This is a genomic window from Nonomuraea sp. NPDC047529, assembly GCF_040642995.1.
In the GTDB taxonomy this organism is placed as follows: Bacteria; Actinomycetota; Actinomycetes; order Streptosporangiales; family Streptosporangiaceae; genus Nonomuraea.
The window spans coordinates 83,598-102,596 of the sequence record NZ_JBEYTJ010000009.1; the positions used below are offsets into that span (position 1 = coordinate 83,598).

The following is an 18,999-nucleotide window of genomic DNA, read 5'->3' on the forward strand; positions in this document are numbered from 1 at the left end:
GGGTGACCGACAACGACACCTTCATCACCCGGATCGAGGACGAGGCCGCGCGGTTGGCGGCGCTGGCGACCGACCTGTCGGTCCCGGTGCCGACCTGCCCGGGATGGACGTTCGCCGAGCTCGTCACGCACGTCGGCCAGACTCATCGCTGGGCGGCGTACGTGCTGCGCAACCAGGTGCGGGAGCGCGTCTGGTCGCGGCAGGTGCCCAGCGGGCTCGCGGAGGGGGCGAGCGGCGACGCCGCCTGGCTCCTGGCGGGGGCCGCCGACCTGCTGGACGTGCTGCGCGCCACCGACCCGGACCTCGCGGTGTGGACGTGGGGGCCGGACCTGCGGGCCGGGTGGTGGGCGCCCAGGATGCTCTTCGAGCTGGTGATCCACCGGGCCGACGCCGAGCTCGCACTCGGCCTGGACCCGGAGATCCCGGCGGCGACCGCCGTGGACGGCATCGAGGAGTTCCTGCACAACCTGCCGTACGCGACCTGGGTGACCCGGTCGCTGGCCGGGCTCGGCGCGGAGGGGGCCACGATCCACCTCCACGCGAGCGACCTCGACGGCGAGTGGACCGTGACGCAGGGCGCCGCCGGGGCGGTCAGCTGCGAGCGCGGCCACACCAAGGGCGACGCCGCCGTACGCGGCCCGGCGAGCGAGCTGCTCCTGCTGCTCTACGGTCGGCGGCCCCCGCGGTCGCCGGCCGTCTTCGGCGACCGCGACCTGCTGACCCGCTGGCTGGCGGCCGCCGCCTTCTGAGAACGCCCCCTGCCGGGGGAAGGGGCCCTGGACGCGCCGCCGCTCGGCGATCGGCGGCGTGTCCAGGGCGGGTGAACCGCTCCGAGACGGGACGGCCTCGGTCGCGCGGCCCCGGTTCGGCGGGGAAGGTGCTTCCCCGGGGGCGCGATCGCGGGCACGGTCCCGCGCGCTCCGGCGGCGTCCGCCGCCGGGCGGGCTCACCTGCGGTGAAAGACTCCGAACAGACTGCCCGAGACGTCACGCAGATAGGCGAAGTCGGTGCCGGCGCCGTCGTCGATCACCTTCATGACCACCTTGCCGCCGAGCGACTCGCTCTTGGCGCACGCGGCCTCGACGTCGGCGACCTGCACGTGGAACACCGCGTGGGCGGGGAAGTCGCCCTTGGTGTTGAACAGCCCGCCGCCGGGACGCTCGCCGCCCGGGTAGTTGACCATGCGGTAGTCGAGCGGGCCGTCGTCGTCGCGGCTGAACGACCAGCCGAACAGCTCGCCGTAGAAGCGCTCGGCGCCTTCGGGGTCATCGGTCGCGACCTCGAACCAGGTCACCGTGTTGTCCATCGTCATCTCCTCGTCTTTCGAACAAGACAACGATGTATCGCTATGGCGACAACCCTATGTCGGTGTTTTCGCATGTTTAATCGAGCATGGTTCCGCGTACGACCATCTCCGGCACGTCGGGGGCGAACCCTTCGAGCGGCCGCTCGGGACAACGCTCGACGGTGACGACGGCCGAGGCGATGCGGTCGAGCCGGAAGACGCGGACGTCCTCCCGCAACCGGCACCACGCCACGAGGTACCAGAAACCGCCGCGCCCGCCCAGGAACACCCCCGGTTCGACGTCGCGCGAGGTGAGCGCACCCTTGGCGTCGGCGTAGTCGAGCCTGAGCACGCGCCGCCGCAGCAGCGCCTCCTCGATCGCCCGGGAGATGCCCTCGGCGCCGAGCGGCCGGATCTGGGAGCCGGGCTCGGGCGGCTCGCTGACGAGTTGCACCCGCCGCGCCAGCTCCCTGGCCAGGTCGCCCTCGGGCCCCGGCATGGCCGAGACCACCTTGCGTAACGCGCTGCGGGCCTGGCGGCCGAACGGCTGGTCGCCGGCCTGGCTGAGCGCCACCGCGATGGCCACCGCCTCGGCCGGGGTGAAGTTGAGCGGGGGCAGCGACATCTTCTTGTCGAGGGCGTAGCCGCCCCTGCGACCGGGCTCGGCGTAGATCGGCACCCCGGACCCCTGCAACGCGGTGATGTCGCGCTCGATGGTGCGCACGCTGACCTCGAACCGCTCGGCGAGCTCGCGGGCGGAGCGGCAGCGTGGCGCGATGGCGCGCAGGTCCTCGACGAGCGCATAGAGCCGGTCGGTACGGTTCACAGCCGGAACGCTACGCGCCGCCACCGACAATCACCGGCCCCGCACGGGCCACGCAAGAACGCCCTAACCGCCCGGACACCCACCTCTCACGCCGCCGTCCACTCCAGGAGCCGTTCCAGGGGCCAGGTGTTGACGATGCGGCCGGCCTCGATGCCGCACCGGGCCGCCCGCTCGCAGCCGAACCGCTGCCAGTCGAGCTGACCGGGCGCGTGCGCGTCGGAGTCGATCGAGAACACGCACCCCGTCTCGTACGCCAGCCGCATGAGCCGCTTGGGCGGGTCGAGCCGGTCGGGCCTGGAGTTGATCTCCACGGCGACCCCGAACCGCCGGCACGCCTCGAAGACCAGCTCGGCGTCGAACTCCGACTCCGGCCTCTTGACCCCGCGCTCGCCGCCGGCCCGCACGACTCGCCCCGTGCAGTGCCCCAGCACGTCGACCAGGGGGTTGGCGACGGCGGTGACCATGCGGCGGGTCATCTCCTCGCGGTCCATGCGCAGCTTGGAGTGGACGCTGGCCACGACCACGTCGAGCCGTCCGAGCAGGGCCGGGTCCTGGTCGAGCGAGCCGTCGAGGTTGACGTCGACCTCGATGCCGGTCAGGATCCGGAACGGCGCCAGCCGCTCGTTGAGCCCGGCCACCACGTCGAGCTGCCGTTCCAGCCGCTCGGCCGACAGCCCCTTGGCCACGGTCAGGCGCGGCGAGTGGTCGGTCAGCGCCCAGTACTCGTGGCCGAGCCCCCTGGCGGCCTCGGCCATCTCCTCGATCGGCGAGCCGCCGTCGGACCAGTCGGAGTGGCTGTGCAGGTCGCCCTTCAGCGCCTCGCGCAGGGCCGCGGTCTCGGCGTCGAGCTCGACGCCCTCGGTGGCCCGCAACCTACGCAAATACGTCGGAACCTGTCCGTCGAGGGCTTCGTTGATCACGAGGGCGGTGACCTTGCCGATGCCGGGGAGGTCGCCCAGCCCGCCGGCGGCGGCCAGCCGTGTGAGCTCCCCTTCCGGCAGGTCGTCCACGACCGCGGCCGCGCGGCGGAACGCGCGGACCCGGTAGGTGGGCTCACCTGCGCGTTCGAGCAGGAAGGCGATCTCGCGCAGGGCCTGAACCGGTTCCATGAGTCCATTCATACCCGAGCGGACGGTCACCGGCGTTGAACGGGGACAAGGCCCACCGATAGGCTGATCGCCCAGGAAAGCAGGAGCTAGATGGCATATCCGCCGCCGCACAAGCCGGCCCCCACACCCCCGCGCAAGTCGTCCAAGGCCGTCCCGCTGACCATTCTCGGGGTCCTGTCGGTGATGCTGGTCGGCTACTGCGCCGCCACCCAGGACGACGACGACGTCACCGCCGACTGCGTGGTGCAGCTCGACGACGGCACGTACGAGGTCGTCGACGACGACTACTGCGACGACGACGGCGGCAGCGGCGGCAGCGGGTCCCACTTCTACGGCGGTTCGCGCGGCGCGTACCTGTGGTACTACGGCGGCCACCGGGTGGGCAACCGCATGCAGGGCGGCACCACGTACCGGCCGTCGGACGTCAACATCTCCAGCCGCAGCGGCAAGTCGATCCAGCGCGGCGGCTTCGGCAACAGCTGGGGCGGCGGGAGCTGACGTGCGCCGCGAGCATGGCATCGTCCGTCCCGGCTGGGAGAAGACGATCGAGAGCCAGGGCCTGGCCTACCACCGGGCGGCCCACCCCGAGGGCCTGAACAGGCCCTACTGGGACGAGTCGGTCCACTATGTCCTGTCCCTGGAGGAGGTGGAGTCGCTGGAGGCGCAGGTCGAGGAGCTGCACGGCATGTGCCTGCGGGCCGTCGAGCACGTCGTCTCGACCGGCCGCTACGCCGACTTCGCCGTCCCCGAGTGGGCCGGGGACGCCGTGGCGCGCTCCTGGGAGCGCCGCGACCCCCACCTCTACGGCCGCTTCGACCTGCGCTACGACGGCACGGGCCCGGCCCGGCTGCTGGAGTACAACGCCGACACGCCGACGTCGCTGCTGGAGTCGTCGGTGATCCAGTGGTTCTGGCTCCAGGACACCCACCCCGGCGACGACCAGTGGAACTCCATCCACGAGCGGCTGATCGAGCGGTGGCGCGAGCTGCCGCTGCCGCCCGGCCCCACGCACTTCGCCTTCACCAACGCCGACGAGACGGGCGAGGAGGCCATGACGGTCGCCTACCTGCAGGAGACCGCCGAGCAGGCGGGCCGCCGGACGGTCGCCGTGGCCATGGAGGACATCGGCTGGGACGAGCTCAACCGCCGTTTCGTCGACGCCGGCGAGGAGATGATCCGCTCGGCGTTCAAGCTCTACCCCTGGGAGTGGATGCTGGCCGACGACTTCGGCCGGCACGCGGTGCGCCACTCCACCTGGATCGAGCCGCTGTGGAAGTCGCTGCTGTCGAACAAGGCGCTGCTGGCCGTGTTGTGGGAGCTCTACCCCGGCCATCCGAACCTGCTGCCCGCCTACCTCGACGGCCCGCGCGAGCTGACCTCCTACATCGCCAAGCCGCTGCTCGGCAGGGAGGGCGCGTCCATGCGCATCGTCACCCCCGAGGGCACCCAGGAGACCCCGGGCCGCTACGGCCGGGAAGGCTACGTGTTCCAGGGTTTCGAGGCCCTGCCCGCGTTCGAGGGCCAGCGGCCGGTGCTCGGCGCCTGGATGGTCGCCGACGAGGCCGCCGGGCTCGGCATCAGGGAGACCACCGGCCTGATCACCGACGACACCTCCTCCTTCGTTCCGCATCGCATAGCGGACTGAAGCCCCCCTTGATTGGAAATGACGTGACTCTTCTCGAAGTCCTGGCCCGCGGCGCGGGCGCCATCGCCGCCTACGCGGCCGTCGGCGTGGTCCTGCTGATCATCGGCTTCTACGTGATCGACTGGGCCACGCCCGGCAAGCTGAGCGAGATCATCCGTACCGAGCGCAACGCCAACGCCACGCTGCTCACCATGTCCGCGCTGGCCGCGATCGGGCTCATCGTGGCCGCCTCCATCCGGGCCTCCGGCGGCCAACTGGCCGAAGGGCTGGCGGGCACGGCCGTGTTCGGCCTGGTCGGCATCGTGGTGCAGACCGTGGCGATGCTGGTGTTCGACAAGGTCGTGGGCATCTCCGTACGTGAGCTGGTGAAGGAGCCCGAGCTCCAGCCCGGCGCGCGCCTGCTCGCGGTGACCCACGTGGCGATCGGCCTGATCACGGCGGTTGCGGTCATCTGAAACACCACCGTTCCGGTCATCGGAACCGACCTGGCACTCTAGGAGGCGTGACAGACCGGACCCGGGAGGACACGACGCGCAGGCTCGAGCGCGCGATGGGCGCGCTCGGCACGGCGGCGATGGCACGCATGGACGACCAGCTCCCCTGGTTCCGCGCGCTCAGCGCCGAGGACCGCTCGTGGGTGGGCCTGGTGGCCCAGGCCGGCATCGCCGCGTTCGTGGAGTGGTTCCAGCACGCCGGCGAGAACCGGCCCACGCCCAGCATCGAGTTCTTCGGCACGGCCCCGCGCGAGCTCAAACGCTCGATCTCGCTCCAGCAGACCGTCGACATCGTCAGGATCGTGGTCGAGGTGGTCGAGGCCCAGACCGACGAGCTGGCCGCGCCGGGCGGCGAGGACCAGCTCCAGCAGGCCATGCTGCGCTACACCCGCGACGTGGCCTTCGCCGCCGCCCACGTCTACGCCCGCGAGGCCGAGGCCCGCGGCTCCTGGGACGCCCGGCTGGAGGCGCTGATCGTCGACGCGCTGGTGCGGGGCGAGGTCGACGACGGCCTCCACTCCTGGGCCGCGGCCCTCGGCTGGACCTCCTCCCCCGTCGTCGTGATCGCCGGGCACGCCCCCGACGACGACCCCCGCGCGGTCATCGACGGCCTGCGCGAGAAGGGCCGCCGCATCGGCATGGACCTGCTGGCCGGCGTGCAGGCCGACCGGCTGATCGTGATCGTGGGCGGCGCCGACAGCGTCCAGGACGCGGCCCGGCAGGTCGTGGCGCGCTTCGGCGTGGGCCCGATCGTCATCGGCCCCGAGGTGCCCGATCTGCACGCCGCCGCGCGGTCGGCACGGGCCGCGCTGGCCGGGCTGAAGGCGTCCGCGGGCTGGCCGGACGCGCCCAGGCCGGTGCACGCCGAGGACCTGCTGGCCGAACGCGCGCTCGACGGCGACACCGACGCCAGGGAGCAGCTCATCGAGAACGTCTACCTGCCGTTGGCCGGCACACCCCTGCTCGATACGCTTGCCACATACCTCGAACAGGGCACCTCCCTGGAGGCGACGGCGCGGCTGCTGTTCGTGCACCCGAACACGGTCCGCTACCGTCTGAAGAAGATCACCGAACTCACGGGCTACCAGCCCACCGAGGGCAGGTCGGCCTTCACGCTACAGGTCGGCCTCATCCTCGGCAGGCTTTCTGAGGGCGCTGCGGCATGGCGGGCCCTAACGTAACATTCCCGAAATCTTCACTGTAGGGTTCCTACAAAACACCCCGGACAAAGTTCGTACGGATCTCCATCCGCGTGTCGAAGTTCTACAGGGCATGGTGGTTTTTGTGCTTGTACTCGTCGCTCCGGGCCAAGGTGCCCAAACCCCAGGCTTCCTGACCCCCTGGCTCGAGCTGCCCGGCCTCGCCGACAGACTCGGCGCGTGGTCGGAGGTCGCCGGGATCGACCTGGTCGCCTACGGCACCACCGCCGACGCCGACGAGATCCGCGACACCGCCGTCGCCCAGCCGCTGCTCGTGGCCGCAGCGCTGGCCGCCGCCGAGGCGCTGGGGGCCTCCCCCGACGTGCTGGCCGGCCACAGCGTGGGCGAGTTCGCCGCGGCCGCGCTGGCCGGGGTGCTCACCCCGGAGCAGGCGCTGAGCCTGGTCCGCGAGCGCGCCCAGGCCATGGCCAAGGCCGCCGCCGTGACCGAGACCGGCATGACGGCCGTGCTCGGCGGCGTGGAGGCCGACGTGCTGGCCGCGATCGAGCGCCACGGGCTGGCCCCGGCCAACATCAACGGCGCGGGCCAGATCGTGGCGGGCGGCACGCTGAAGCAGCTCGCCGCCTTCAAGGACGACGCGCCCGCCCGTGCCAGGCTCATCCCGCTCAAGGTGGCCGGCGCGTTCCACACCGGTCACATGGCCCCGGCCGTCGACACCCTGCGCGAGGCGGCCTGGAACGTCGTGCCCGGCGACCCGCGGGTCACGCTGCTGTCCAACGCCGACGGCCGGCCCGCCGCCACCGGCGCCGAGTTCGTCCAGCGGCTCATCTCGCAGATCAGCAGCCCCGTCCGATGGGACCTGTGCATGGCGACGATGGCCGAGCTGGGCGTGACCAAGATGATCGAGCTGCTGCCCGGCGGCACGCTGACCGGGCTCGCCAAGCGCGGCCTGCGGGGCGTCGAGACCGTGGCGCTGAAGACACCCGACGACCTCGACGCGGCCAGGGAGCTGATCAAATGAGGATCCCCGACATCGCCCCAGGCGCCCGGATTCTGGCCTTCGGCCATTACCAGCCGGACAACGTCGTCACCAACGACGACCTGGCCAAGACCATGGAGACCAACGACGAGTGGATCCAGTCCCGCGTCGGGATCAAGGAGCGCCGGGTCGCCTCCGCCAACGAGTCCGTGGAGGACATGGCGGCCCAGGCCGGCGGCAAGGCGCTGGCCGCCAGCGGCCTGACCCCCGACGAGATCGACCTGGTGATCGTGGCCACCTGCACGCTGGAGACCCAGATCCCCAACGCCGCGGCCGTCGTGGCCCACCGGCTGGGCATCAAGTCCCCGGGCGCGTTCGACGTCAACGCCGCCTGCGCCGGCTTCTGCTACGCGCTGGCCACCGCCAGCGCCGCGGTCCGCGGCGGCGCGGCCAGGAACGTGCTGGTCATCGGCTCGGAGAAGCTGTCGCAGTGGGTCGACTGGACCGACCGGTCCACGGCCGTGATCTTCGCCGACGGCGCCGGCGCCGCCGTGGTCGGCCCGTCCGACACGCCCGGCATCGGCCCGGTGGTGTGGGGCAGCTCCGGTGACAAGTCCGAGGCCATCTCCATCGCCGACCGCACGAAGTTCCTCGCCCAGGAGGGCCAGACGGTCTTCCGCTGGGCCACCGCGCTGCACCCGGTGGCCCTGGAGGCGTGCGCCCGCGCCGGGGTCGACCCCTCGGAGCTGGCGGCGTTCGTGCCCCACCAGGCCAACCTGCGCATCATCGAGGCCATCGCACGCAAGCTCGGTGCCGACAAGGCCGTCATCGGCCGTGACATCGTCACCGCGGGCAACACGTCGGCGGCCTCCATTCCGCTCGCGCTCTCGCGGATGCTGGAGCGCGGCGAGGTCCGCTCAGGCGACCTCGCGCTCATCCTCGGCTTCGGCGCCGGTCTGACCTATGCGGGCCAAGTGATCGAGATTCCGTAGGATCCGGTACGGCGCCCGCCGTACTTGTTCAGAGCTCGTACGGCGAGAGCCGTACAGAAACCAGAAAATAAAGGAGAAGTAGCGACATGGCTGCCACCGAGCAGGAGATCCTCGCGGGCCTCGGCAAGATCATCAACGAGATCACCGGCATTCCGGCCGGCGAGGTGACCCCGGAGAAGAGCTTCGTCGACGACCTCGACATCGACTCCCTGTCCATGGTCGAGATCGCCGTGGCCGCTCAGGACGAGTTCGGCGTCGAGATCCCCGACGACCAGCTGAAGAACCTGAAGACGGTCAAGGACGTCCTCAACTTCATCCAGGCCTGACAAAACAGTTCTGACCAGTAAGGAGCGCGAAAACGTGAGTGCGAACCGGGTACGTGTCGTCGTCACCGGGCTTGGCGCGACGACGCCCGTCGGTGGAGACGTCACCTCGACCTGGACGGCGCTCCTCGCCGGTCAGTCGGGTGTGGAGACCCTCACCACGGAGTGGATCGACTCCGTCCCCGTGCGGTTCGCGGGGACGGCGGCGGTCGACCCCACCGAGGTGCTGCCCCGCCCCGAGGCCCGCCGTCTCGACCGCAGCGAGCAGTTCGCCCTGGTCGCCGCCCGGGAGGCCTGGCAGGACGCCGGCGCCCCCGAGGTGGCCCCCGAGCGGCTGGGCGTCGTGGTCTCCAGCGGCATCGGCGGCATCACCACCACGCTGACCGCCTACGACACGTGGAAGGAGCGCGGCTGGAACCGGCTGTCGCCCTTCACCGTGCCGATGCTCATGCCCAACGGCCCGGCCGCCTGGATCGGCATCGACCTGGGCGCCCAGGCGGGCGTGCACGCCACCGTCTCCGCCTGCGCCTCCGGCGCCGAGGCGATCGGCTACGCCATGGACATGATCCGGCTCGGCCGCGCCGACGTGGTGGTCGCGGGCGGCACCGAGGCCGCCATCCACGGCCTCAACATCGCGGCCTTCGCCGCCGCGCGGGCGATGTCCACCCGCAACGACGACCCGCAGGGCGCCTCCCGGCCGTGGGACCGCGACCGCGACGGGTTCGTGCTCGGCGAGGGCGCCGGCATCGTGGTGCTGGAGTCCGAGGAGCACGCCAAGGCGCGCGGCGCGCGCATCTACGCCTACGCCGCCGGTGTCGGCTACTCGGCCGACGCCCACCACATCACGCAGCCCGAGCCCGAGGGCCGCGGCATCATCATGGCGATGACGCAGGCGCTGACCGACGCCGAGATCACCGGCCTCGACGTCAAGCACGTCAACGCCCACTCCACGTCCACCCCGGCGGGCGACGTCGGCGAGGTGCAGGCCGTGGCCAAGGCCATCGGCACCCACCCGCTGGTCACCTCGACCAAGTCCATGACCGGTCACCTGCTCGGCGGCGCGGGCGGCATCGAGTCCGTCTTCACGATCAAGGCGCTGCAGGAGCGGATCGTCCCGGCCACCATCAACCTCGACAACCTCGACGACGGCATCGAGGTCGACATCGTCCACGGCGCGAACCGTCCGCTGCCGCAGGGCGACCTCGCCGCCGTCAACAACTCCTTCGGGTTCGGCGGGCACAACGTCACCGTCGTCTTCAAGGGGGCTTGATGACCGTACTGGACAGCCGGGTGGTGGGTGAGGGCTCCGGCCAGGAGCCCGCCGATCCCCGTGATCCAGTCGTCCGCCTGACAGCGCTGCTCGACGAGGGCTCGCTGCGGCTCATCACCCCAGAGGACAAAAGCGGCGTCCTGGCCGCCATGGGCCGGATCGAGGGCGTGCCCGTCGCCGCCTTCTGCAGCGACGCCCGCTTCCAGGGCGGCGCGATGGGCAGCGAGGGCTGCGAGCACATCGTGCACGCCTACGACGTGGCCGTCCGCGAGCGGGTGCCGGTCATCGGCATCTGGCATTCCGGCGGCGCCCGGCTCGCCGAGGGCGTCGAGTCGCTGCACGCCGTCGGCCGGGTGTTCGCGGCCATGACCAAGGCGTCGGGCGTCGTGCCGCAGATCTCGGTGGTCGTCGGCCCGGCCGCCGGCGGCGCCGCCTACGGCCCCGCGCTCACCGACCTGGTGATCCTGGCCGACACCGGCCGCATCTTCGTGACCGGCCCCGACGTCGTGCGCAGCGTCACCGGCGAGAACGTCGACGCCGAGGCGCTGGGCGGCCCCGAGCCCCACAGCAGGCGCAGCGGCGTGGTGCACGTCGTCACCAAGACCGAGGCCGACGCCTACCTCCAGGCGCGCCGGCTCGCCACGCTGCTCGGCCACCAGGGCAGGGTGCGTCCCGGCGAGGTGGAGGAGGTCGACTTCTCCTCCTTGCTGCCCGAGTCCGCGCGGCGCGCCTACGACGTCAAGCCGCTGGTCAACGGCCTGCTCGACGAGGACGGCGTCGAACTGCACGCCAAATGGGCGCCCAACGTCGTCACGTCGCTGGGCCGCCTCGGCGGCCGGACGGTCGGCGTCGTCGCCAACAACCCGTTGCGGCTGGCCGGCTGCCTCGACGCCACGTCCGCCGAGAAAGCCGCCCGCTTCGTACGTATGTGTGACGCCTTCGGGGTGCCATTGGTTGTCCTCGTGGACGTCCCCGGTTACCTGCCGGGTGTGGGCCAGGAGCACGACGGCGTGGTCCGGCGCGGCGCCAAGCTGCTGCACGCCTTCGCCGAGGCCTCGGTTCCCAGGATCACCCTGGTCACGCGCAAGGCGTACGGCGGGGCGTACGTCGCGATGAACTCGCGGGCGCTGGGCGCGACCAAGGTGTTCGCCTGGCCGACCACCGAGGTGGCGGTCATGGGGGCCGTGGCGGCGGTGCGCGTGCTCAAGCGCCGCGAGCTCGCGGCGGCCTCCGACGAGGAGCGGCCGGCGCTGGAACAGCGGCTCGCCGAGGAGCACGAGAAGCTCGCCGGCGGCCTGGCCCGCGCCCAGGAGCTGGGCGTCGTCGACGAGGTGATCGAGCCGGCCGAGACGCGCGGCGCCATCGCCAAGGTGCTCGCCCAGGCCACCCCGGCCAGGGGCGCCCACGGCAACATCCCGCTGTAGACCCGTCCGCGAAAGGCCCCGCACCGATGCCCGGTGCGGGGCCTTTCCGCTGCTTGACGCCTTGGTGATGGCCTGAATCACAAGGCGCGGGACGGCGGCCCGATGCCGGCCGCCCTCGGCGGGCGCTCAGCGGGAGGCGGGACGGGTCAGACGGCGGCGTGCAGCCAGCGGACGGGAGCGCCGTCGCCGGCGTACCGGAAGGGCTCCAGCTCTTCGTCCCACGGCCGGCCGAGCAGCTTGTCGAGCTCGTCCTCCAGCACGGACCGGCCCTGGGCGGCCGTCATCATGGCGGCACGCAGGCGGTCTTCGGAGATCATGATGTCCCCGGCCGCGCCGATGACCGCCGTGAAGGCGCCGAGCGTCGGCGTGTAGGCGTGTCTGGAGCCGTCGACGCCGGGCGAGGGATCCTCGGTGATCTCGAATCTCAGGCGCTGCCAGCCCATGAGGGAAGAGGCGATGGCCGCCGCGATACCGGCGCGGCCCTCCCACTCCGCCTGCGCGCGCACGACGTTCGGCGCGGCTGGTTGCGGTGTCCACGTCAGATCAACGGGCACGCCAAGGACACCCGCGACTGCCCATTCGATGTGAGGGCACAGCGCGGGCTGAGCCGAGTGGACGTAAAGCACGCCACGAGCAGACACCGGACCTCCCGTTTCGGTACGAGGTGCGCCTTCCCCAACGGCCTCGCCCCGGGATGATCACAAGTGACTAGGGAGAGACTACCGTCGGTCGCCATCGGACACCAGAGGGGGGCCATACCAAGTTGGTGCGGGCGTGTCACGTGACAGTTGTGGCAGGCGGGGAAACATACCGCCTCATGGACATGCAATCTGTCGGCGAGGCGTACATCAGGCCAGGTCAGGTGCTGGCCGACCGTGGCGCGGTGTCGGTCGCCGCCCGCTGGACGCAGGCGGTCTCCGAGGCCGACGGAGTGACCGTCCTGCATCTGTCGGCCGGGGTGGACCCGTGCGAGATCACCGCCGAGTTGCGCGACCGGGGCTTCCGTGCCTCGCCCAACCACGTGGTCACCGGCCAGCCGCTGTTCTTCGGCGGCCCGGCCTCCCGGCCCTTCCCCGTGCCGCCGGTGTCGTACCGGGCGGGCAGGTCGCGTTCCGACGTGGTCGTGGCCGTGCTCGACACCGGCGTGGCGAAACATCCGTGGTGGTCGGGCAGCGACTGGTACACCCGGCTCGGCCCCGAGGGCGCCGACGCCGTCCAGGGGACGCAGGCCGGGCACGGCACGTTCGTCGCCGGCCTGCTGACCCGCCAGGCGCCCGGGGCCAGGCTCCGGGTGCGCCGGGTGCTCGACGGCGACGGCCTGGGCGACGAGGCGACCGTGGTGCGCACCCTCCACCGCATGCGCGAGGACCCGCCCCAGGTGCTCAACCTCTCCTTCGGCTGCCACTCCTTCGACGACCGGCCGCCGCCCCTGCTGTCCGACGCCATCGGCGCGCTGAAGGACACGGTGACGGTGGCCTGCGCCGGCAACACCGCCTCCGACCGGCCGTTCTGGCCCGCCGCCCTGCCGTGCGCGGTGGGCGTGGCGGCCCTCGACGCCGCGCAGGAGCGCCGCGCGCCCTTCTCCGGGTACGGCACCTGGGTCGACGCCTGCGCCCGCGGCGACTGGCTGACCAGCAGTTTCCTGGACACGGGCGAGTTCGGCGGCTACGCCGCCTGGAGCGGCACGTCGTTCGCCGCCGCCCTGGTGTCGGGGGCCGTGGCCGACGCCGCCCGGAGCGAACCGGCCAAGGAGGCCGTGGAGCGACTGCTCGACTCCCGGCGGTCCCGGCAAATTCCCGATCTGGGAGTTCTCGTACCCACGAGTCTGTAGAGTTTACGCTCAGTCCTCAGTCAATCACGAGGAGACAGGATGACCTCCCCGTGTGGGACGAAAGGAGGCCGCATGAGCGACTTGCGCGATCCGGCGAAGCTGCTCCTCGACGCGGCCGACGGCGACCGATCCGCCTGGGACGAGCTGGAGTCCCGGTTCGGCCCGCGCATGTGGGCGCTGGCCCGCTCGTGCGGGCTGGGCGAGGCCGATGCCGCCGACGCGGTCCAGGGCGCCTGGCTGCGGCTGCTCCAGCACATGCACGACATCCGCGACCCCTCGCGGGTGGGCGGCTGGCTGATGACGACCACCCGCCGTGAGGCGCTCCTCCTGCTGCGGAAGGAGTCGTCGGGCCTGCTGGTCAGCGATCCGGAGGGAAGGCCCACCTTCGGGGCCGTCGAGGAGCCGGATCCCGCGTCCGCCGTGCTGGAGGCCGACGGCAGGCGCCTGCTGTGGAAGTCGGTCTCCGCCCTGCAGGAACCCTGCCGTACTCTGCTGCAGCTGGTCGCGACCGATCTGGGCAACCAGCAGATGGCGATGCGGCTCGGGTTGCCCGTGGGCAGCGTGGGGCCGACCAGGGCCCGCTGCCTGGAGAAACTGCGCACTCTGCTCTCACTACAGGAGACAGCGCAATGATCAACGACGAGTACTTCCTGGCGGCCCTCCGGCTCGCCGCCGGAATGGATCCGATGCCCGGGCACGTGTCGGCCTCCGCGCGTGAGATCTACGGGCTGCGCGTTCCGCACGCGGTGACCGCCGACCCGGCCGACCCCGCCGAGGGCCGCGCGTCGCGGTCCGTCGCCGCCGACCTCGACGACGGGGCCCAGCTGGTGCGGTTCGTCACCGACGGTCTCACCTTCGACCTGGAGGTGACCGTGGGCGACGGGCTGATCGACGTCGCCGGTCAGATCTTCCCCGACCCCGGGGAAGACTCCGTCGTCGACGTGCGCACCCCGCATCTGACCCTCACCCGGCAGATCGCCCACAACGGCCGGTTCGCGGTCACCGGGCTGCCGCCGGGGTGGCTGAGCGTGGTGTGCCACCGTCCCGGTCACGCGCCCGTCCAGACCAGGTGGGTGCGCATCCGGCCGTGACGCCTCCGCCGAGGCACACGTCCGCGCCGTACACCCCCGCCCCCTCCTCCCCGCCGGTCAGTCCCCCATGAGCGTCACGTCACCCCCACCAGGATCAGCAGCCGACCACGGTCCGCTCGTCGAGACGGCCGAGGCCGCCGTGCTGCGCGCGCACGTCGATCCCGAACAGGCCCTTTACGCCGGCCGCACCGTCCTCGCCGCCGCCCGCCGTGCCGGAGCGCCGGAGGCCGAGGCGATCGCGCTGCGCGCCATGGCGCTGGCCGCCCGCGAGCTGGGCGACCTTCTCAGTGCCGAACACTGCCTGCGGCAGGCCATCGCCATCCCGGACGCCCCGGCCGAGCGCCGGGCCCAGGCGCGGCTGTCGCTGGTCACCGTACGCACCGAGCGGGGGCACCCGCTTCAGGCGCTGCGCGTGGCCGCCCTGGCATGGGCGTATCTGTCCCCGCTCGACCGCGCCAAGCTCGACACGCAGCGGGCGGTCGCCCTGGCCCACCTGGGCCGTCACCAGGAGGCCATCGCCGCCTGCGACCGGGCGCTGCGGGCCCTCGTGGCCGCACCGGGCACGGTCGACGACCGGCGTTTCCTGGCCGGCGGCCTGCTCAACCGGGGGCTCATCCACGCCTACCGGGGCGACTGGGAGTCCGCCATGCGCGACATCGCGGCCTGCCTGCAGCTCGCCCGGAACGCCGGCCTGCGCCACCTGGCCCGGCTGTCGGCCGCCAACCTGCCGTTCCTCGCGGTGCGGCGGGGGGACATCGCGGGCGCGTTCGAGCATTACCGGGAGGCGGAGGACACCTTGTTCGGCTTCCCCGAGCGGCTGGCCACGATGCGGGCCGACTTCGCCGGCGCGCTGCTGGCGGCCCACCTGCCCGGCGAGGCCAGGGCCATGCTGAGCCTGGCCGTGCCCGATCTGGAGTCCTCCGGCGCGCAGGTGGCGCTGGCCGAGGCGCGGCTGAAGCTGGCCCAGGTCGAGCTGCTCACCGGCGACCCCCACCGGGCGCGGCAGGTGGCCGAGCAGGCGGCGCGCGAGCTGGCCGAGCAGGAGCGGCTGTCGTGGCTGCCGCTGGCCGAGGAGGTCGTCCTGCGGGCCCGGCTGGTGCTCGGGCCGGTCACGTCCGCGCTGGTCACCGATCTGATCCGGTGCGCCGACGAGTTGGAGGACGTCTCCTCGCACGTGGCCGCCGCCGCGGCGCTGCGGCTGGCCGCGGCCGAGGCGGCATTGGCCGTCGACGACCATCCGGTGGCCTCGGCGCAGCTCCGCAGGCTCACCCGGCACGCCGAGCGCGCCGAGCGCTGGATGCCCGCCGGCACCCGCCTGACCTCGCTGGCCCCCGAGCCGCAGCCCACGCAGCTCGCGCAGATCCCGGTGACCGTACGCCAGCACGCCCTGGCCCTGGAGGCGGCGCTGCGGGAGGACGTCGCGGGGGCGCTGCGGGCGGTCCGTGACGGGCTGGCCGAGGTGAGCGGGCAGGTGGAGACGTTCGAGGATCCGGCGTTGCGCGCCCATGCCGCCCGGTCCGGGGAGCGGCTGGCCGCCTTCGGGCTGGGGCTGGCGGTGCGCGACGGGTGCGTGGGCGAGGTGTTCGAGTGGGCCGAGCGGTGGCGTGCGGTCGCGGCGCCGGAGCACGCGTGCGGCCTGGCCGAGATCGACCAGGTGCGGGCGGCGCTCGACGGCGCGGCACTGGTGGAGTTCGTGGCCGACGAGGAGACGCTGCTGGCGGTGCTCGTCACCGGTGAACGGCTGATCCTGCGGCGGCTGGGCGACGTGCGGCAGGCGCGTGAGGCGATCATGCGGCTGCGCCACGCCCTGCGTCAGTGGGGTGCCGGGCTCGACGTGGCCGGTCCCGCGCGGGCGCTCACGGAGCTGACCGGCGCCGGTGCGGAGCTGGAGCGGCTGCTGCTGGGGCCGCTCAAGGCCGAGCTGGGCGACCGGCCGCTGGTGGTGGTGCCCGTGGGGCCGCTGCACACCCTGCCGTGGGGCGCGCTGCCGGGGCTGCGCGAACGTCCCGTGAGCGTGGCGGCGAGCGCGGCGGCCTGGGCGGGGGCGCGGCGGCGGGCCCGCGTACGGGAGGCCGCCCCGGTGGTGCTGGCGGCGGCCGGGCCGGCGCTGGTCCATGCCGAGGAGGAGGTGGCCCGCGTGCTGGCCTGCCATCCGGGTGGGCGGGAGGTGCCCGGCCGCAGGGCCGACGTGCTGACGGCGCTCGGCGCGGCCGACGTCCTCCACCTGGCCGCGCACGGCGCCTTCAACGCCCGCAGCCCGCTGCTGTCCGGCATCACCCTCGGCGACGGGCAGCTCATGGCCTACGACCTGCTGGGCCTGAGCCGCGCGCCGGAGCTGGTCGTGTTGTCGGCGTGCAACTCGGGCATGGCCCGCACGCCGGCGGAGGGGGCGCCGCTGGGCCTTCCGGGCACGTTCCTGGCGCACGGGAGCTCGTGCGTGGTGGCGGGGATGGTGCCCATCGGCGACGAGGCCGCGATGGCCATGATGGGTGCCTTCCACGAGCTGCTCGCCTCCGGGCAGGCACCTGACGCGGCCCTGGCCTGCGCGTCGGCCAAGACCGGGCTGCTGGGGTTCGTCTGCTTCGGCGCGGGCGACCGGCCCCTCTACCCGGCCGGCTGACCAGGTGCCGGCCTCAGCCGGTGGCCACCGGGCGGGTGGGGTCGGCGACCCAGTTGGACCAGGAGCCGACGTAGAGGGCGGCGGGCAGGCCGGCCAGCTCCAGGGCCAGCACCTCGTGGGCGGCGGTGACGCCCGACCCGCAGTACGCGCCGACCGGGACACCCTCGCGCACGCCCAGCGCGGCGAAGCGGTCACGCAGGTCGGCGGGGGCGAGGAACCTGCCGCCCGGGCCCACGTTGCCGGTCGTGGGCGCGTTCACCGCGCCGGGCACGTGACCGGCCACCGGATCGACGGGCTCGACCTCGCCCCGGTAGCGTTCGGCGGCGCGGGCGTCGAGCAGCACGCCCTCGGCGGCCACCGCGGCGGCCTCGTCGGCCGTCAGGGTCGGCATGCCGCCGGGCCTGGCGGTGAAGTCTCCGGGCACGACCTCGGGCTCGTCCTTCGTGAGCGGCAGGCCGGCCTCGGCCCAGGCCGTCAGGCCGCCGTCGAGCACGCGTACGGATCGATGGCCGAAGTAGCGCAGCGCCCACCAGGCGCGGGCGGCGGTCGTGGAGCCGGCGTCGTCGTAGACCACGACCGGACGCCCGTCGGACACGCCGAGCGCCCGCATGGCCCGCTGGAACTCGCCGGCGCCGGGCAGCGGGTGGCGGCCGGCGGCGCCGGGCGGCGCGGCGAGGTCGGCGTCGACGTCGCAGAAGACGGCGCCCGCGAGGTGCCCCTCGCGGTAGAGCTCGATCCCGGGCGGGCCGTTCAGCCGCCAGCGCACGTCGAGCACGGACACGTCGGGCAGCGCGGCCAGCTCGGCGGGCGTGATCAGCGCACTCATCGGGTGGTTACCTCCAGCAGCGGGACGTTGAGCTCGGCGGCGGTCAGCGAGCCGTGGTAGCCCGTGAACAGCGCCTCGATCGGATGACGGGTGGGGGCGGTGAGGGCCAGGCCGGCGCGGGGCACGACCACGACGTCGCCGATGCGGCCCAGCCACGCCTCGCGCACCCGGGGCCCGAACCAGCCGGACTCGACCGCCTCCTGCCTGGACACTACCCAGGCGCGGTCGCCGAGGGTCGCGCGCCACGCCTCCAGGACGTGGCCGGCGGCTCCGGGCCGGGCGTAGACGTGCCTGGCCCGGGCCTCTCCGCCGAGCAGCGCCACCCCTTCGGTCAGCGCGGGCACGCTCTCGGCGTCGATCTTCTCGGTGGCGTTGACCATGCCGTGGTCGGCGGTGACGTAGAGAGCCGAGCCGGGCGGCAGCGACTCGGCCAGCCGCCGGGCCAGGTCGTCGACGACGGCCAGCTCGCTCAGCCACTCCTCGCCACCCCACCCGGCCATGTGGCCGACGGCGTCGAGGTTGCCGTAGTAGGCGGTGACGTGGGCGCGGGGCGTGGCACGCAGGGCCTCGGCGACGCGGGCGACGGTGGCGTCGACGCCGTCGGCGGCCACGTAGCGCACGCCGCGGTAGACGGCCCTGGTCAGGCCGGAGCCCTCGAACTCGGCGGGGGCGACGTAGACGGCGTCGACACCCTGGGCGGCGGCGCGCTGGTAGACGGTGGGCGCGGGCTGCCACTCGTCGGGGTCCATCGTCTGGCCGCCGGGGAGCGTCCAGCGCAGGCAGTTGAACAGGTGGCCGGTGCCGGGGACGGCCAGCATCAGGCCGACCATGCCGTGCTCGCCGGGGGTCAGGCCGGTGCCGAGCGAGCACAGGCTGGTGACGGTGGTGGCGGGGAAACCGGCGGTGAGGGTGCGGGCGGGGAGGGCGGACAGGAAGGGGGCGGTCTCGGGGTGGGCGCGGAGCAGCTCGGCCCCCAGGCCGTCGACCAGGAGCAGGCAGACGCGCGCCGCGGGGTCGAGGGCCAGCGGGTTGGGCTCGGTCAGGCCGAGGGCGGCCAGCAGCGAACCGGGGAGGTCCGCCAGCGACCCGGCGCCGTAGTCCGGCAGCATCCCCACATCCTAGTG

Annotated in this window: 20 protein-coding genes; 14 read left to right on the forward strand and 6 right to left on the reverse strand. The window is 73.1% G+C overall.

What is annotated here, in order from left to right; translation table 11 throughout:
* Nucleotides 1-2 precede the first annotated feature (2 nt).
* Complete coding sequence (locus tag ABZ815_RS16560) at nucleotides 3-749, forward strand: maleylpyruvate isomerase family mycothiol-dependent enzyme (RefSeq protein ID WP_357698487.1); 747 nt, start codon at nucleotides 3-5, stop codon at nucleotides 747-749.
* 197 nt (nucleotides 750-946) lie between these two features.
* Here ABZ815_RS16560 and ABZ815_RS16565 read toward each other — a convergent pair whose 3' ends face one another.
* The 3 genes from ABZ815_RS16565 to ABZ815_RS16575 all read right to left on the reverse strand — a co-directional run bounded on the left by ABZ815_RS16565 (nucleotide 947) and on the right by ABZ815_RS16575 (nucleotide 3,220).
* Nucleotides 947-1,306, reverse strand: a complete 360-nt coding sequence (locus tag ABZ815_RS16565; protein WP_357698489.1) for a VOC family protein — start codon at nucleotides 1,304-1,306, stop codon at nucleotides 947-949.
* A 76-nt stretch (nucleotides 1,307-1,382) separates the two neighbouring features.
* Nucleotides 1,383-2,111 (reverse strand): YafY family protein, encoded by a 729-nt coding sequence (locus ABZ815_RS16570; RefSeq protein WP_357698491.1) that lies wholly within the window; start codon nucleotides 2,109-2,111, stop codon nucleotides 1,383-1,385.
* 86 nt (nucleotides 2,112-2,197) lie between these two features.
* On the reverse strand, nucleotides 2,198-3,220 hold the full coding sequence (locus tag ABZ815_RS16575; protein ID WP_357698493.1) for a PHP domain-containing protein: 1,023 nt from the start codon (nucleotides 3,218-3,220) through the stop codon (nucleotides 2,198-2,200).
* Nucleotides 3,221-3,310: 90 nt separating this feature from the next.
* Here ABZ815_RS16575 and ABZ815_RS16580 point away from each other — a divergent pair, with 90 nt between their 5' ends.
* The 9 genes from ABZ815_RS16580 (at nucleotide 3,311) to ABZ815_RS16620 (ending at nucleotide 11,507) form a co-directional block, all read left to right on the forward strand.
* A complete protein-coding gene (locus tag ABZ815_RS16580; protein WP_357698495.1) occupies nucleotides 3,311-3,718 on the forward strand; it encodes a hypothetical protein in 408 nt (135 codons plus the stop codon).
* A gap of 1 nt (nucleotide 3,719) precedes the next feature.
* Nucleotides 3,720-4,865 carry a glutathionylspermidine synthase family protein gene (locus ABZ815_RS16585; RefSeq protein WP_357698497.1) on the forward strand — a complete coding sequence of 382 codons (1,146 nt, stop codon included), beginning with the start codon at nucleotides 3,720-3,722 and terminating at the stop codon, nucleotides 4,863-4,865.
* Nucleotides 4,866-4,888: 23 nt separating this feature from the next.
* Nucleotides 4,889-5,320, forward strand: a complete 432-nt coding sequence (locus ABZ815_RS16590) for a DUF350 domain-containing protein (protein WP_357698499.1) — start codon at nucleotides 4,889-4,891, stop codon at nucleotides 5,318-5,320.
* A 95-nt stretch (nucleotides 5,321-5,415) separates the two neighbouring features.
* The gene (locus ABZ815_RS16595; protein WP_357698939.1) at nucleotides 5,416-6,540 is read left to right on the forward strand and encodes a helix-turn-helix domain-containing protein; all 1,125 of its coding nucleotides are present in this window, start codon (nucleotides 5,416-5,418) and stop codon (nucleotides 6,538-6,540) included.
* 103 nt (nucleotides 6,541-6,643) lie between these two features.
* Entirely contained in the window at nucleotides 6,644-7,540 is an 897-nt protein-coding gene (locus tag ABZ815_RS16600) for an ACP S-malonyltransferase (protein WP_357698501.1), read from the forward strand.
* Nucleotides 7,537-8,490 carry a beta-ketoacyl-ACP synthase III gene (locus tag ABZ815_RS16605; protein ID WP_357698503.1) on the forward strand — a complete coding sequence of 318 codons (954 nt, stop codon included), beginning with the start codon at nucleotides 7,537-7,539 and terminating at the stop codon, nucleotides 8,488-8,490. The genes ABZ815_RS16600 and ABZ815_RS16605 overlap by 4 nt, the downstream gene beginning before the upstream one ends.
* An 86-nt stretch (nucleotides 8,491-8,576) precedes the next feature.
* Entirely contained in the window at nucleotides 8,577-8,816 is a 240-nt protein-coding gene (locus ABZ815_RS16610; protein WP_125639869.1) for an acyl carrier protein, read from the forward strand.
* A 34-nt stretch (nucleotides 8,817-8,850) separates the two neighbouring features.
* Complete coding sequence (gene fabF, locus ABZ815_RS16615; protein WP_357698505.1) at nucleotides 8,851-10,083, forward strand: beta-ketoacyl-ACP synthase II; 1,233 nt, start codon at nucleotides 8,851-8,853, stop codon at nucleotides 10,081-10,083.
* Nucleotides 10,083-11,507, forward strand: coding sequence for a carboxyl transferase domain-containing protein (locus ABZ815_RS16620; protein ID WP_357698508.1), 1,425 nt, complete (start codon nucleotides 10,083-10,085; stop codon nucleotides 11,505-11,507). Before fabF ends, ABZ815_RS16620 begins: the two co-directional genes overlap by 1 nt.
* A gap of 146 nt (nucleotides 11,508-11,653) precedes the next feature.
* On the opposite strand, the gene ABZ815_RS16625 is transcribed toward ABZ815_RS16620, so the two are convergent.
* On the reverse strand, nucleotides 11,654-12,148 hold the full coding sequence (locus ABZ815_RS16625; RefSeq protein WP_357698511.1) for a DUF3145 domain-containing protein: 495 nt from the start codon (nucleotides 12,146-12,148) through the stop codon (nucleotides 11,654-11,656).
* Between the two features lie 176 nt (nucleotides 12,149-12,324).
* On the opposite strand from ABZ815_RS16625, the gene ABZ815_RS16630 reads away from it, so the two are divergent.
* From ABZ815_RS16630 to ABZ815_RS16645, 4 genes are all read left to right on the forward strand, one after another.
* Nucleotides 12,325-13,338 (forward strand): S8/S53 family peptidase, encoded by a 1,014-nt coding sequence (locus ABZ815_RS16630; protein WP_357698513.1) that lies wholly within the window; start codon nucleotides 12,325-12,327, stop codon nucleotides 13,336-13,338.
* A gap of 72 nt (nucleotides 13,339-13,410) precedes the next feature.
* Nucleotides 13,411-13,971 (forward strand): sigma-70 family RNA polymerase sigma factor, encoded by a 561-nt coding sequence (locus ABZ815_RS16635; protein ID WP_357698515.1) that lies wholly within the window; start codon nucleotides 13,411-13,413, stop codon nucleotides 13,969-13,971.
* Nucleotides 13,968-14,429 (forward strand): hypothetical protein, encoded by a 462-nt coding sequence (locus ABZ815_RS16640; RefSeq protein ID WP_357698518.1) that lies wholly within the window; start codon nucleotides 13,968-13,970, stop codon nucleotides 14,427-14,429. Before ABZ815_RS16635 ends, ABZ815_RS16640 begins: the two co-directional genes overlap by 4 nt.
* 67 nt (nucleotides 14,430-14,496) lie before the next feature.
* A complete protein-coding gene (locus tag ABZ815_RS16645; protein WP_357698521.1) occupies nucleotides 14,497-17,049 on the forward strand; it encodes a CHAT domain-containing tetratricopeptide repeat protein in 2,553 nt (850 codons plus the stop codon).
* Nucleotides 17,050-17,062: 13 nt separating this feature from the next.
* On the opposite strand, the gene ABZ815_RS16650 is transcribed toward ABZ815_RS16645, so the two are convergent.
* Nucleotides 17,063-17,875, reverse strand: coding sequence for a sulfurtransferase (locus ABZ815_RS16650; protein WP_357698523.1), 813 nt, complete (start codon nucleotides 17,873-17,875; stop codon nucleotides 17,063-17,065).
* The gene (locus tag ABZ815_RS16655) at nucleotides 17,872-18,984 is read right to left on the reverse strand and encodes a nucleotide pyrophosphatase/phosphodiesterase family protein (RefSeq protein WP_357698525.1); all 1,113 of its coding nucleotides are present in this window, start codon (nucleotides 18,982-18,984) and stop codon (nucleotides 17,872-17,874) included. The genes ABZ815_RS16650 and ABZ815_RS16655 overlap by 4 nt, the downstream gene beginning before the upstream one ends.
* Nucleotides 18,985-18,999: the final 15 nt, after the last annotated feature.

Coding starts and splice junctions, on each gene's coding strand:
- ABZ815_RS16605 (WP_357698503.1), top strand. CDS start 7,537: ATGAGGATCCCCGACATCGCCCCAGGCGCCCGGATTCTGGCCTTCGGC.
- ABZ815_RS16630 (WP_357698513.1), top strand. CDS start 12,325: ATGGACATGCAATCTGTCGGCGAGGCGTACATCAGGCCAGGTCAGGTG.
- ABZ815_RS16645 (WP_357698521.1), top strand. CDS start 14,497: ATGAGCGTCACGTCACCCCCACCAGGATCAGCAGCCGACCACGGTCCG.
- ABZ815_RS16595 (WP_357698939.1), top strand. CDS start 5,416: ATGGGCGCGCTCGGCACGGCGGCGATGGCACGCATGGACGACCAGCTC.
- ABZ815_RS16650 (WP_357698523.1), bottom strand. CDS start 17,875: ATGAGTGCGCTGATCACGCCCGCCGAGCTGGCCGCGCTGCCCGACGTG.
- ABZ815_RS16640 (WP_357698518.1), top strand. CDS start 13,968: ATGATCAACGACGAGTACTTCCTGGCGGCCCTCCGGCTCGCCGCCGGA.
- ABZ815_RS16580 (WP_357698495.1), top strand. CDS start 3,311: ATGGCATATCCGCCGCCGCACAAGCCGGCCCCCACACCCCCGCGCAAG.
- ABZ815_RS16620 (WP_357698508.1), top strand. CDS start 10,083: ATGACCGTACTGGACAGCCGGGTGGTGGGTGAGGGCTCCGGCCAGGAG.
- ABZ815_RS16610 (WP_125639869.1), top strand. CDS start 8,577: ATGGCTGCCACCGAGCAGGAGATCCTCGCGGGCCTCGGCAAGATCATC.
- ABZ815_RS16575 (WP_357698493.1), bottom strand. CDS start 3,220: ATGGAACCGGTTCAGGCCCTGCGCGAGATCGCCTTCCTGCTCGAACGC.
- ABZ815_RS16655 (WP_357698525.1), bottom strand. CDS start 18,984: ATGCTGCCGGACTACGGCGCCGGGTCGCTGGCGGACCTCCCCGGTTCG.
- ABZ815_RS16635 (WP_357698515.1), top strand. CDS start 13,411: ATGAGCGACTTGCGCGATCCGGCGAAGCTGCTCCTCGACGCGGCCGAC.
- ABZ815_RS16565 (WP_357698489.1), bottom strand. CDS start 1,306: ATGGACAACACGGTGACCTGGTTCGAGGTCGCGACCGATGACCCCGAA.